This is a genomic window from Aeromonas sp. 600282, from assembly GCF_049175755.1.
Taxonomy (GTDB): Bacteria; Pseudomonadota; Gammaproteobacteria; order Enterobacterales; family Aeromonadaceae; genus Aeromonas; species Aeromonas veronii_A.
In genome coordinates, this window is the sequence record NZ_JAAKVR010000004.1 from 19499 (window position 1) to 31985 (window position 12487).

Genomic DNA, 12487 nt, shown 5'->3' on the forward strand with positions numbered 1-12487 from the left:
GGGATTTGCCGCCGTTTTAATGTCATTCACTAATTGAAAATTCAGAGGGAGGATTTATTTGCTCAAAAACCCACTCCGAAAAAACTTTTTCAACATCCCATCTATTATAATTTTCGTCAGGGTAACGTTTTCTCATCAAATCTGACTTACAGGAATTAAACTCATGATATTTTTCCATGAATTTCTTGGACAGTTCATTTAGTTCACTGTCACTGTTAATTATAAGAAATGGCAATTTTATTATGGGTGGTTTCAGTTGAGTTGTGATTGGTGTAGACAGTGTTTGATATGTATCACAATGCACTTCAATTTTTCTTATGTGTTGAAATAAACTATATTCAATAGTTCCTTTTTTATAATAGTAAATCTCACAGTAAAATTCTGCATTTGACCCATCTTGAGCTTCTGGATAGGTAATAAACTCAATGTTTGGGAATGGTATAGTCAAACCCTCGTTGTAGTAATTAACAACAGGCAAGGTTTTAATAATTCTGTTCTTATATTTTAAGTGGTAGTCAAACTGTCTTGCATTCTCAAAATATAAGTTTTGCCACCAGTAATTACCCCCCTCATGTTCTACACTTCCAATCTCAATAGTGAAATCAGGATCATTAGAATAGAAGGCTTGGCTAATACCGTCATAGTCCCAACATTTGGCATCTTCTAAAAGAATGGAGAATCTATCAGGGACTTTTAGGTTGAGGCCGAATCTTTCACTCCACATCGTTCTGACATCAATTGGATTGGCACATGAATCTAATGGTGTATTAGCATCATTTGTCCGTGAATAAACAACACCAGCTCGTATGGATTTACCTTGATAACTGTATTCTTTTGTCAGGTAATATGGTTTTAAAGGCTCATTAAATATTGTTAGGATTGCTAACTTGGCTTCATTAAATTGTAAAAAATCAAGCTGAATGTTTGGGATGTTATCTTCACTAAAACGTAGTCTTCTAAGCGCAGTTATAATATCTGCTTGAGTATATTTTTTATCACTCTCGTTTAATCCAACTACTTCTAATGAATCAGATATTCCGAAAGCTATGTATCTATTCCCATTGTGAATTACATTAGCCATACATAGAATATCATGGACCATTGCAACAATATTGTTGTGGAATTTTTGTTTGAAGTCCCACCAGAGACCTTCTTTACCTTTTGAGAGTAAGTCATTAATGATGCTGTTCATTAAATAAAACCATGAAGTAATGTAAATTGTATTTTGTAATTGTCGTCAGTTTACCTTCAAATATGGTCGCAATGGAACTATTTACATGCTTATAAGCTGAACTCGCATGTTGGGCTTCGCAGGCTCAGCACCAAACTACCGATCGTGTAGGTTGTGGCGAGCGTAGCGAAGCCCAACGTTTACCGCGAAATCTCTTTTTCCTTTCCCTTATCCCCAGCCCTTCTCCTCCTTTTTTAATAAACGGGAGAAGGGAGCAATGCCGTTACCGTTGTCCGATTACGCTTCGCTAATCGAACTTACGAGAGGGCCAGGGTGAGGGGAGCATTCAGGTATTAGATGGTCAGCTCCAGCCGGTTGCCTTCCGGGTCGAGGAAGGTGCTCTCGTAATAGCCGTCGCCGGTCCAGCGGGGGCCGTCCAGGTGTTTCACTTCGGCGCCCTTGAGCAGCTTGAGGCGGGCGGTCATCTTGTCCACTTCCTCCACGCTGCCGAGGGAGAAGGCGAGGTGGGCCAGCCCCTGCAACGGGTGTGGCAGAGTGAGATCTGCCGGAAACAGTATGGGGATGTGCATCAGCTCCAGGCTGGCGCCCCCTTCGAAACGCACGAAGTAAGAGCTGAACTGTTTGCTCGGGTTGTGATAGCGCTCATTGGCCTGCCCGCCAAACAGGGTGCAGTAGAATGCCTTGAGTGCCTCCAGATCCTGCGCCCAGATGGCGACGTGATGGATATGCATGGCTGGTCTCCTGTGACTCGATGCCCTTAATGCTATGCTGGGGCCTGTCCCTTCGACATGGCTGAGCCCGTCCTGATGATGTCTGAAACTGCCAACACCGAGATTATCGATGTCTCCCCCGACTGCCGCGAGCAGATCTGTTGCGACAGTCTGCTGCCGGCCCTCGCACAGGAGCAGGTGTGGCTGGCGGGCTATTCCCGTCTCAAGACCCGCTACCGCATCGCGCGCCGCTTTGCCGATATGCACTGTTTTCTGCTGACCCTGGGCGGTGAGGGGGAGGTGCAGGTGGGCGATCGCCGCGAGCGGTTGCAGGCCGGGGAGTGGGCGCTGATCCCAGCCGGGGAGCCACTCTGCTATCAGTTGAGTGAGCCGTTGAACCAGCAGGTGAATAAGGGGAGTGAGTGGGAGCTGGTGTGGCTGCTGCTGCACAAGGATTCCCCCTGGGATGCCTTCGCCAGCCACCCCCGGCTCGGTTGTACCTCCCAGCAGGCTACCGTGCTGCGCACGCTCGAGAACCTCTATGCGGAGCAGGAGCGCCATCAGGACCCGCTGCTCAGCGCCCTGCTGGTTGAGCAGCTCGGCTTTTACCTGCGCCGTCTGTTGCAAAAGGGGCAGCGGCGTGGCGAGCGGCTGGCGCTGCGCCTCGAATTGCTGCTCAAAGAGGCGCTGACCGAGCCGTGGGACATAGCGCGCATGGCTGGCGCCCTGCATCTCTCCGAGCGCCAGCTCTACCGGCTCTGCCAGCAGCACTTCGCGCTGGCGCCCATGGCGCTGCTGCAACGGCTGCGGCTGCAGCGGGCGGCGCTCTTGCTGGCCAGCCGGGCCGACCCGGTGAAGCTGCTGGCCGAGCAGTGCGGCTTCAAGAACGAGTACCACTTCTCCACCGCCTTCAAACGCCAGCATGGCCTGGCGCCCAGCCACTATCGCAACCTGCATCATCCTGCCTTTAAAACCGGACAAGGGTGAAATATTGAGCCACACTGGTTGCTAATGTTATTCAGACGAACCCGATGGCGGCCGATAACCGGAACAAGTAGTGGCGGTTTTCATCGATCAACGGATAGCGGACTGTGCAGCCGTCTGCCGCTATCATTTCTCAACATCAGGCTGGAATGCCCCGCGCCCCAGCGGGGCGGCAATACAAGGATGGTCTCCCATGCTGCAGGACAGCGACACGATCAGGATCTCGGATGTCAGCGAAGCCGTGGTACATGGCATTCTCGAGGTGATCAGCGATGGCATCTGGGACTGGAATGCCAACACCGGTTTCGTCTATCGCAACCCGGGCTGGTACCGGATGCTGGGCTACGAGCCCCATACTCTAGGCAACAATGTCTTCACCTGGGAGAGTGTGATCCACCCCGACGACATGGATCGGGTGATGGCGAGCTTCGATGCCTATCTGAGCGGCGCCGCCCCCGACTACCGTGTCGAGTATCGCTGCCGCAGTCGCGGCGGAGACTATATCTGGATCGAGGATTGCGGCCGCATCATAGAGCGCAATCCCGATGGGTCTGTGGCGCGGATGATCGGCGCCCATCGCAATATCCACGCCAGCAAGTTGCTGCTGGAGCAGCTGGAGCTGCGCAATCAGTCGCTGGAGCAACTGGTGGCGGAGCGCACCGCCGAGCTGGTGCGAGTCAACGAGGCACTGCAACAGAGGGTGGAGGAGAATCGTCAGCTGGCGGAGACTGATGCCCTGACCGGTGCCGCCAGCCGCTATCGGCTGGAGCGGGCGTTGCAGCTGGAGTGCGAACGGGCGCGCCGCTTTCACTTGCCTTTTACCGTGATTGCCATGGATGTGGACAACTTCAAGCAGATCAATGACAGCTATGGCCACAATATCGGGGATCAGACCCTGATCAACATAGTGGCGCTGGTGCGCGACCATATCCGCGAGATTGATCTGCTGGCTCGTTGGGGTGGCGACGAGTTTATGGTGCTGCTGCCCAATACCGGCCGTGAAGATGCGTTGGTGGTGGCGAACAAGTTTCAGGCGTTGATGGTGACGAACCCCATCTGTCCCCGCGGTGTTACCACCATGAGCTTCGGAGTGGCGGAGTATCAGCAGGGTGAGCAGAAGGAGAGTCTGATGGTGCGTGCCGATCGGGCGCTCTATCAGGCCAAGCAGCAGGGCAAGAATCAGATCTGCTGATGGCACATCAGCCAATAGAAGGGCCGCAGGCGTGAAACCTGTGGCCCTTTTGCATTGTTACTGACGCGGCGCGACTTAGAAGTGGTAGCGCAGACCCAGCTTGAGGGTATCCAGAGAGTAGTGCTCATCACCCAGGCTCAGGGCGTTGAACTGGCGCTCGTAACCGATACCGGCAGAGAAGCTGTCGTTGAAGGCGTAGTCCAGACCCACTTCCAGATTGGGGTGTACCTTGCTCTTGGTTTCGCTGCCACTTACCTGACCGCTCATACCGAGGATGGTGGCATTGCCGACAACTTCCACTTCGGTGCGAGTGTAAGCGATACCCGGTTTGGCATAGGCGCTGAAGCCCCAGGCCAGCGGATGGCTCAGCTTGGCGGCCAGGCTGATGCTGCGGGTGTCGATGGTGGTGTCGGCAAAGCCGGTTGCCCCCTGAGAGGTCACCCAGATCAGCTGCTCCATCTGTTGGGCGTGCAGGCCACCTTCAATGGCCAGCCAGGGTTTGAAGCTGTAACCGACGATCAGGCTGCCGCCGTCGAGCTGGTCGTCGATCACTTTGGCGTTATAGGCGCGCTGGAGGTCACCGTCGAGATCCATCTTGGAGGTGGTCAGATCCAGACCTGCATACCAGCCTTCGGCATGGGCGCCGCCATTCATGGCCAGAGCAAGCAGGGAGAAAGCGGCAATTTTATTAAACTTGTTCATGGATAAATAACCTTGTGTTGCGTGAACTGCGTGTAATTTATATTGCTCAATCCATGAAGCTTTTTATATTTCCGTCATCGCTCTGCTTTCACAGAGGGGCCGCAGTATAGTCAGCACATTTCTGAATAACAAGAGAGTGGTTTCCCCATCATTATAAATATGACTGGCTGCAAGCAGGGCCATTTTGTTTAATAAATGGTGTTATTAGAGTTTTAGCTTTATTGAGGTTTAAATAATTAACTGGTGAGGCAAATGACCGGCTGCGAGTTCTATTTTGATTCTATGTGATTGATTTTTATCAGCATTGAATTTTCATTCGAGCGTGGCCATGATGAGCCGTCTAAAAATTGGCATCTCAGATGTCACTGATTGGCATCAGGTTCTTTTCGATGATTTTTTGAACGCATCACAAGGTGAAACCGTGAGAAAAAAATTTCTCTCTTTGCCTGTTTTTTGCTCTTTTTGAGGTTTGGGATTGTTCCCATTGTAACTTTTGGTGGTCTTTTGAGGCTGTTTTTGCGTGAGCTATGCTACCCACCAGATACGCGAATGGGCGCTTGTGGGTGGCTTTTCTCTTCACCCGGTAGCAGTTGTTGGGGTGGGCATGGGGTGTGATAAGCAGATATGGGGCGTGCGGCCCGATTAATTTTGTTTGCTTATATATGCAAGCCATTTAAAAGATAAGTTTTTGATGTTTTAAATTACTTGATTATATTTGTTTTTATATTGAGTGAAGCTTTCCAAGTAAGCCATTTAAATATATTTAATGGCAATGAGACGGTATTAAGGATCGTTTAGGATACCTTGCCAGAGAGGTCGTAGTGGCTGGCGCATCAGTGGGCGGCGGGTGGCCTGTGACACTTCCCCTTGCCGGGGCCCTTGACCTGACCTGCGAATTCAGGGAAAAGAAAAGGGCGGTGCTATCAGCGCCGCCCAATGCCAGGAAAGAGAAAAAACCTTACGGTTTAAAAGATAAAAATTTGGAAGCAAACAATCGATTTCTCAACCAGGAAGGGTCTTGAATTCGATACGTTTCGATTATGCGCGATGTTCTATGCAGCACTAGCAAAATGTTTGCGGGTTGAAAGATATGCACTGTCTGGTGTCAGATTTTGCGACCTCATCGTTCAACTGGTCTGTCCTGATGGGTGTTATAGGCGATTTTTTCTCTGGGCTGTTTTTTCGGTGTCAATATCTGAGCCTTGAAGGTAAAAACAGGTCAGAAGCTGACTCGGCATAACCATGCAATGAAAGTGCGATAACAAGGAAGAGTGGCATGACCTACAGCCAGACCCTGGCCAACAATATTCTCGACACCCTGAAGAAGACCCTGACCGACAAGGGGATCCGCTATCAGACCCTGGCAGAAGCCATGGGTGTCTCCATCGCGACCGTGAAACGGATGATGAACAAGCCCTCGCTGCCGTTCGATACTCTGCTGGAGATCTGCCATTTGGTGGGGCTCTCGTTCGAGGAGTTGCTGGATCGCACTCAGGACGCCCAGAGCCGCCGCGCCGTCTTCACTCAGGAGCAGGATGAGGCGTTTCACAACGAGCCGGGGCTCTACGCCTTTCTCGCCAATATCTTCTGGCGCGACAAGACGCTGATCGATCTCAAGCGGGAGTACGGCCTGACCGATGCCTCCTGCTACCTCTATCTGCGCAAGCTGGAGAAGCTCGGCATTTTGCAGCTTGGTATCGACAACAGCTACCACTTCCTCATCAGCGAGCGGATCAGCTTCGAGCAGCACAGCCGTTTCGCCCGCCAGCAGGCGCGGCAGGCGATGTCGGTGCTGGGGGAGTATCTGGTGGAGAACATGCACAAGTCGAACAACTATATGGCGCTCTGTCAGCTGCACCTCAACGAGGGGGAGGCGATGGCGCTGATCGACCGGATGAAGGAGTACTGGCATCAGGAGATCAAGCTCAACCGCCCCGCCATCGGGCAGCAGGAGCATGCCAAGACCTACACCATGTCGCTGCAACTGGCCGACTGCGGCTACCAGAGCTTTGACGACATGATCCCCAATATCGACAACTGATCCCGGCGGATCCTGCGGGATCCGTGTCTGCTCGTGAGTCTGAGAGTGGTTACTCTGCCAGTTGCATGGGCTGCGCTTTGGCAATCATGGGTTGCAGCGCCCGGGTATCGAGACAGATACGAATGGCATCCTGCCGCCAGTGCTCGATATCGCAATCCACCAGACCGCCCCGCTCGTCGTAATTGACCCGCACCAGCCGCAGCACCGCGCTCCCCTCTGCCAGATTGAGGGCGCGGGCGATGGCGCCGCGCGCCGCCGAGGGGGTGATCTCGAGACTCGCCCCACCCTGGCCTATGCCATAGCGCTGCTGATAGAGCTCGGTGAGGGAGCTGGCCAGCGGCGCGCTGGCGATATCGGGAAAGCGGCTCGCCAGCAGGTGGTGGCTGACATGCAGCACCGGGCGGCCGTCGATCAGCCGCTGGCGGCGGATCTCATAAAGTGGAGTGAAGGGTTCCAACCCCATCCAGCGGCACAGCTCGCTGCTGGCAAGCTCGCTGCCGTGGGCCAGCACCCGGGTTTCGGCGGTGCGTTGCTGCTCGCCGATCCACTGGTGAAAGTGGGTGTGGATGGCGGGATCGTAGGTGAGGCGGGGTGGCGCCACAAACCAGCCGCGCCGCTCGGCCCGGTAGATAAGGCCGTCTGCTTCGAGGCTGGAGAGCGCCTCCTTGATGGTGATGCGGGTGGTGGCAAAGCGCTCGCTCAGGGCCCGCTCGGCGGGTAGCTGCTGCCCGGCCCCCAACTGGCCGCTGCCGATATAGCGGCGCAGAGTCTGGCAAATCTGTTCGCACTTGGAGGAGACGCGGCCATCGGCCATGCTCTGTTCGTTCACTCTCTGCTCGCTCAATCTCGGCTCGGTCACACTCTTGTCCCTGTTGCTTATTCAGAAGGCGGGTGGCTGGCCAATCCCTTACTGGAATAGTCCAGCCTCACTCGGGTTCAGAGTTGTAACTGCTGTGGATGACAGCGCCATGACAGGGTGATTGTCATCAAACTGCCATTAAAGCGCCCCGCCACCGTCACAATTCCCCTCTAGCATCCCTCTCGAACCTTAACTGACCTAGTCCAGAGGGATGGGATGATGAAAAGCGTGATCGCAAGTGCACTGGCCATGGTGGCCATCAGCCAACCGTTGTTTGCCACAAATAGCTATGCAGCCGAAAATATCGCGGATCTCGAAAAGGCCGCCCGTGGCGAAGGCCAGCTCCACAGCATCGGCATGCCCGACAGCTGGGCCAACTGGAAGGATACCTGGCAGCAGCTGGGCAGCATCTACGGCATCAAGCACCAGGATACCGACATGAGCTCGGCGCAGGAGATCGCCAAGTTCGCCGCCGAGAAGGCCAATGCCACCGCCGATATCGGTGACGTGGGCGGCGCCTTCGGTCCGGTTGCGGTCAAGCAGGGTGTTACCCAACCCTACAAACCCTCCACCTGGGCCGATATTCCCAACTGGGCCAAGGACGCCGACGGTCACTGGATGCTGGCCTATACCGGCACCATCGCCTTCCTTATCAACAAGGATCTGGTCAAGGCCGCCCCCACCAGCTGGCAATCCCTGCTGGGTGGCGACTACAAGGTGACCCTGGGTGATGTGGGCGTTGCCTCCCAGGCCAACAACGGCGTGCTGGCGGCGGCCTATGCCACCGGCGGCAGCGAGAAGAATCTGAAACCTGCACTGGAGCTGTTCGGTCAGCTGGCCAAGCAGGGTCGTCTCTCCCTGAACGATCCCACCATCGCCAACATCGAGAAGGGTGAGGTGGAAGTGGGTGTGCTGTGGGACTTCAACGCCCTCAACTACCGCGACCAGATCGACCCCAAGAAGTTTGAGGTGGTGATCCCGAGCGACGGCTCCGTCATCGCCGGTTACACCACCATCATCAACAAGTGGGCCAAGAACCCCAACGCCGCCAAGCTGGCCCGTGAATACATCCTCTCCGATGCCGGTCAAATCAATCTGGCCCGCGGCTACGCCCGCCCGATCCGCAGCAACGTGACCCTGCCGGATGATGTGAAGGCCAAGCTGCTGCCAGCCGAGCAGTACGCCAATGCCAAGCCGGTGCAGGATCACGCCGCCTGGGAGCAGAGCTCCAAAGCCCTGCCGCGCCAGTGGCAAGAAACCGTCATGATCAACATGCAGTAAGGGAATCCAGTGCAACACAAGGTGATAGTGGTACTTGTGGATGGTCTGGCAGCCGAGGTAGCCCACACCATGGGCTACCTCGGTGGCATGGTGGAGGCGGGGCGGGGCCTGCATACGACCCTGAATGCTGCCCTGCCGTCTCTCTCTCGGCCTCTCTACGAGTGCATCCTGACCGGCGTGCCGCCGGTGGTGAGCGGCATCACCCACAACGGGGTGAGTCGCCTCAGTCTGCATGACTCCATCTTCCATCTGGCCCGCGCCGCGGGTAAACGCACCGCAGCGGCGGCCTACCATTGGGTGAGCGAACTCTACAACCGCAGCCCCTGGCTGGCTGCCCGTGATCGCTTTACTCATGACGAGCAGTTGCCCATCCAGCACGGCTGCTTCTACTGGGATGACAACTATCCCGACAGCCATCTGCTGATGGATGGGGAATGGCTGCGCAGCCAGTACGATCCCGATTTTCTGCTGATCCACCCGATGGGGGTGGACGATGCGGGCCACAAGTTTGGCCTCGATTCCCGCCAGTACCGCAATCAGGCGCGCCGCATGGACAGCCTGCTGGCCGATCTGCTGCCCCAGTGGCTGGCTGAGGGATATCAGGTGGTGATCACCTCGGATCACGGCATGAACAACGATCTGAGCCACGGCGGCACCCTGCCGGAAGAGCGCACCGTGCCACTCTGGCTGTTTGGCGATGCCTTTATCGAGCGCTGGCCGGATGGGGTGGTGATCGCCCAGACCCAGCTCTGCGCCCTGATGGCCGATCTGCTGGGGGTTTCCCACGACAAGCCGGCAGCGCCACCGCTGCTCAAGGCGGCCTTTATGCGTGAGGTGCACTGATGATGCCTGCAACCACCGAGATCCTCGCGGATCAACCTGTGGCAACCAAGCAGAAGGTGCGCCGCCACTGGCTGCCCGCGCTGGTGCTGCTGCCGTTTATCCTCTTGATGATCCTGTTCCAGCTCGCTCCCATGGTGTGGGTGCTGGTGGGCAGCTTTCAGACCCCAGATGGTTGGGGCCTTGACTACTACCGGGAGATTTTGAGCTCCCCCTTCTACCTGCAATCGTTCGGCAACTCGTTGCGCATTGCCGGTATCGCCAGTCTGGCGGGGCTTGCCATCGGCACCCTCGGGGCGGCGGCGCTGCGCCACAGCGGCGAGCGGGTCAAGCGGGTACTGTTGGCCTTCGTCACCATGACTGGCAACTTCAGCGGGGTGCCGCTGGCATTCGCCTTTATCATCATTCTCGGCATCAACGGTGCGGTGACCCTGCTGCTGAAATCCTGGGGATTGATCGACGGCTTCAACCTCTACTCGGGTAGCGGCCTTATCCTCATCTACACCTACTTCCAGATCCCGCTCGCTCTGCTACTGCTCTATCCGGCGTTCGATGCGCTGCAGGATGAGTGGCCACAGGCTGCCGCGCTGCTCGGCGCGAGCAAGGGACAATATGTGTGGCACGTGGCACTGCCGGTGCTGACACCTGCGCTGCTCGGCACCCTGATCATCCTGTTTGCCAACGCGGTGGGGGCTTATGCCTCCGCCTACGCCCTCACCACCGGCAACTTCAATCTGGTGACCATCCGGGTGGCCAGTCTGGTCTCCGGCGATATCTTCCTCGAACCCAATATGGCGGCGGCGCTGGCGGTGATCCTGATGGTGCTGCTGGGAGTGGTGACGGCTGCCAACCAGTGGTTGCTGAAAAAGAGCTATGTGAACAAGGGGCAATCCCATGCATGATTTGACGCCGCGCTGGCCCAAGTGGGTGCTGGGTGGGCTGGTCGCCACCCTGCTGCTGCCGCTGTTGGCCACGTTTCTCTACTCCATCTCCACCCGCTGGGGGGCGACCCTGCTGCCGGATGGCTTCACCCTCGACTGGTATCTCAAGCTGTGGGGCGATCCGCGCTTTCTGGCGGCGTTTGGCCGCAGCCTCCTGGTCTGCTTCGCCACTCTGCTGCTGGGGACGCTGGTGCTGGTGCCGACCGTGCTGGTGGTGGCCTACTACTTCCCAAAGCTGGATCCCTGGATGAACCTGCTGATCCTGCTCCCCTTCGCGGTGCCACCTGTGGTCTCGTCAGTGGGGCTGCTGCAGATCTACGCCGATGGTGTCCTGCCGATTATCGGCACGCCGTGGATCCTGATCGGCACCTGGTTCACCGTGGTGCTCCCCTTTATGTATCGGGCGCTGGCCAACAGCCTGCAAGGGGTACCGCTCAGGGATTTGATGGATGCTGCCCATCTGCTGGGGGCAAGTAGTCGGCGCGCCTTTCTGTTGGTGGTGATCCCTTGTCTGCGCAAGGGGCTGCTGGCTGCCCTGTTTCTCTCCCTCTCCTTCCTGCTCGGCGAGTTCGTGTTTGCCAACATGCTGGTTGGCACCCGTTACGAGACCCTGCAGGTCTACCTCTACAACATGCGCGCCACTTCTGGCCACTTCACCAGTGCGCTGGTGATGAGCTACTTCCTGCTGACCCTGCTGCTCACCTGGGCGGCCAACAGATTTCATCGGTGATCCAAGATGTTTCATTTAGAAGTCAATCAGTTGCACAAATCCTACGGCGATACGCCGGTGTTCGAGGGGATCGAATTCGGCATTCGCAAGGGGGAGCTGGTGACCCTGCTCGGCCCCTCCGGCTGTGGCAAGTCCACCTTGCTGAGGGCGCTGGCCGGGCTCACTCCGGTGGATGGCGGTCAGGTGCGGGTGGCCGGTGAAGATATCACCTGGCAGGAACCCCAGAAGCGGGGCATTGGCATGGTGTTCCAGAGTTATGCGCTGTTCCCCAACATGACGGTGTGGGACAACGTCGCCTTCGGCCTCAAGATGAAACCCCAGCCGGGGCGGGAGCTGGCGGCCAGCGTGAAAGAGGCGCTGGCGCTGGTGGAGCTGACCGGTTTCGAGCGCCGCTATCCGGCCGAGCTCTCCGGCGGCCAGCGCCAGCGGGTGGCGCTGGCCCGGGCACTGGTGGTGCAGCCGCGGATCCTGCTGCTGGACGAGCCGCTCTCGGCGCTGGATGCCCGCATCCGCCGCAGCCTGCGCCAGCAGATCCGCGAGATCCAGCAGCGCCTCGAGCTCACCACCATCTTCGTGACCCACGATCAGGAGGAGGCGCTCACCATGTCGGATCGGATCTTCCTGATGAACAAGGGATCCATCGTCCAGAGCGGTACGCCGGAGGAGATCTATACCCGCCCCGCCAGCGAGTTTGTGGCGGGCTTTATCGGCAACTACAACCTGCTCGGCGCCGAGCAGGGCAAGTCGCTGTTCGGCCCCCGTTTTCAGGGCAAGCTGGCGCTGCGGCCGGAGTCCATCACCCTGCTGCCCGCCGGGGCGACCAGCAGCGAACCCAGCCTGCCCGGCATCGTTCGCCAGCAACAGCTGCTCGGCAACGTGATCCGCTATCAGGTGGAGTGCGAGGCGGGGCTGTTGACGGTGGATTGCCTCAACCGCTCGGTTGGCGATCTGCTGGCCACCGGCAGTGCCGTGACCCTGGCGGTGGCCCGGGATCAACTCTGTGAGGTAGCATGAC

Annotated in this window: 12 protein-coding genes; 8 read left to right on the top strand and 4 right to left on the bottom strand. The window is 56.9% G+C overall.

What is annotated here, in order from left to right; genetic code table 11:
- Window positions 1-22: 22 nt before the first annotated feature.
- Entirely contained in the window at window positions 23-1192 is a 1170-nt protein-coding gene (locus tag G5137_RS05655; protein WP_421255050.1) for a helix-turn-helix domain-containing protein, read from the bottom strand.
- 332 nt (window positions 1193-1524) lie between these two features.
- The gene (locus G5137_RS05660) at window positions 1525-1923 is read right to left on the bottom strand and encodes a VOC family protein (protein ID WP_421205737.1); all 399 of its coding nucleotides are present in this window, start codon (window positions 1921-1923) and stop codon (window positions 1525-1527) included.
- A gap of 75 nt (window positions 1924-1998) precedes the next feature.
- Here G5137_RS05660 and G5137_RS05665 point away from each other — a divergent pair, with 75 nt between their 5' ends.
- Both G5137_RS05665 and G5137_RS05670 read left to right on the top strand, forming a co-directional pair.
- Window positions 1999-2889, top strand: a complete 891-nt coding sequence (locus G5137_RS05665) for an AraC family transcriptional regulator (RefSeq protein WP_421255051.1) — start codon at window positions 1999-2001, stop codon at window positions 2887-2889.
- Between the two features lie 190 nt (window positions 2890-3079).
- The gene (locus G5137_RS05670; protein ID WP_216952682.1) at window positions 3080-4078 is read left to right on the top strand and encodes a sensor domain-containing diguanylate cyclase; all 999 of its coding nucleotides are present in this window, start codon (window positions 3080-3082) and stop codon (window positions 4076-4078) included.
- Between the two features lie 75 nt (window positions 4079-4153).
- On the opposite strand, the gene G5137_RS05675 is transcribed toward G5137_RS05670, so the two are convergent.
- Window positions 4154-4780 (bottom strand): porin family protein, encoded by a 627-nt coding sequence (locus G5137_RS05675; protein ID WP_421255052.1) that lies wholly within the window; start codon window positions 4778-4780, stop codon window positions 4154-4156.
- Between the two features lie 1276 nt (window positions 4781-6056).
- Between G5137_RS05675 and G5137_RS05680 the strand changes: the two genes are divergently transcribed.
- The gene (locus G5137_RS05680) at window positions 6057-6821 is read left to right on the top strand and encodes a helix-turn-helix domain-containing protein (protein ID WP_005336490.1); all 765 of its coding nucleotides are present in this window, start codon (window positions 6057-6059) and stop codon (window positions 6819-6821) included.
- A gap of 49 nt (window positions 6822-6870) precedes the next feature.
- Here the strand turns inward: G5137_RS05680 and G5137_RS05685 are convergent, their stop codons facing one another.
- Window positions 6871-7635, bottom strand: coding sequence for a UTRA domain-containing protein (locus G5137_RS05685; RefSeq protein ID WP_419762089.1), 765 nt, complete (start codon window positions 7633-7635; stop codon window positions 6871-6873).
- Between the two features lie 264 nt (window positions 7636-7899).
- On the opposite strand from G5137_RS05685, the gene G5137_RS05690 reads away from it, so the two are divergent.
- Genes G5137_RS05690 through G5137_RS05710 form a run of 5 tightly spaced genes read left to right on the top strand, consistent with a single transcriptional unit; the run spans window position 7900 to window position 12486 of the window.
- Entirely contained in the window at window positions 7900-8961 is a 1062-nt protein-coding gene (locus tag G5137_RS05690; protein WP_031227932.1) for an ABC transporter substrate-binding protein, read from the top strand.
- A 9-nt stretch (window positions 8962-8970) separates the two neighbouring features.
- Window positions 8971-9804 (top strand): alkaline phosphatase family protein, encoded by an 834-nt coding sequence (locus G5137_RS05695; protein WP_216976266.1) that lies wholly within the window; start codon window positions 8971-8973, stop codon window positions 9802-9804.
- Complete coding sequence (locus G5137_RS05700; RefSeq protein ID WP_216979680.1) at window positions 9804-10703, top strand: ABC transporter permease; 900 nt, start codon at window positions 9804-9806, stop codon at window positions 10701-10703. The genes G5137_RS05695 and G5137_RS05700 overlap by 1 nt, the downstream gene beginning before the upstream one ends.
- Complete coding sequence (locus G5137_RS05705) at window positions 10696-11472, top strand: ABC transporter permease (RefSeq protein WP_005355251.1); 777 nt, start codon at window positions 10696-10698, stop codon at window positions 11470-11472. Before G5137_RS05700 ends, G5137_RS05705 begins: the two co-directional genes overlap by 8 nt.
- Before the next feature lie 6 nt (window positions 11473-11478).
- Complete coding sequence (locus G5137_RS05710; protein ID WP_421255053.1) at window positions 11479-12486, top strand: ABC transporter ATP-binding protein; 1008 nt, start codon at window positions 11479-11481, stop codon at window positions 12484-12486.
- The last annotated feature ends 1 nt before the right edge of the window (window position 12487 follow it).

Bases quoted from the DNA above. Each gene is read 5' to 3' on its own strand.
- G5137_RS05655 (WP_421255050.1), bottom strand. From the start codon at position 1,192: ATGAACAGCATCATTAATGACTTACTCTCAAAAGGTAAAGAAGGTCTC.
- G5137_RS05660 (WP_421205737.1), bottom strand. From the start codon at position 1,923: ATGCATATCCATCACGTCGCCATCTGGGCGCAGGATCTGGAGGCACTC.
- G5137_RS05665 (WP_421255051.1), top strand. From the start codon at position 1,999: ATGATGTCTGAAACTGCCAACACCGAGATTATCGATGTCTCCCCCGAC.
- G5137_RS05670 (WP_216952682.1), top strand. From the start codon at position 3,080: ATGCTGCAGGACAGCGACACGATCAGGATCTCGGATGTCAGCGAAGCC.
- G5137_RS05675 (WP_421255052.1), bottom strand. From the start codon at position 4,780: ATGAACAAGTTTAATAAAATTGCCGCTTTCTCCCTGCTTGCTCTGGCC.
- G5137_RS05680 (WP_005336490.1), top strand. From the start codon at position 6,057: ATGACCTACAGCCAGACCCTGGCCAACAATATTCTCGACACCCTGAAG.
- G5137_RS05685 (WP_419762089.1), bottom strand. From the start codon at position 7,635: ATGGCCGATGGCCGCGTCTCCTCCAAGTGCGAACAGATTTGCCAGACT.
- G5137_RS05690 (WP_031227932.1), top strand. From the start codon at position 7,900: ATGAAAAGCGTGATCGCAAGTGCACTGGCCATGGTGGCCATCAGCCAA.
- G5137_RS05700 (WP_216979680.1), top strand. From the start codon at position 9,804: ATGATGCCTGCAACCACCGAGATCCTCGCGGATCAACCTGTGGCAACC.
- G5137_RS05705 (WP_005355251.1), top strand. From the start codon at position 10,696: ATGCATGATTTGACGCCGCGCTGGCCCAAGTGGGTGCTGGGTGGGCTG.
- G5137_RS05710 (WP_421255053.1), top strand. From the start codon at position 11,479: ATGTTTCATTTAGAAGTCAATCAGTTGCACAAATCCTACGGCGATACG.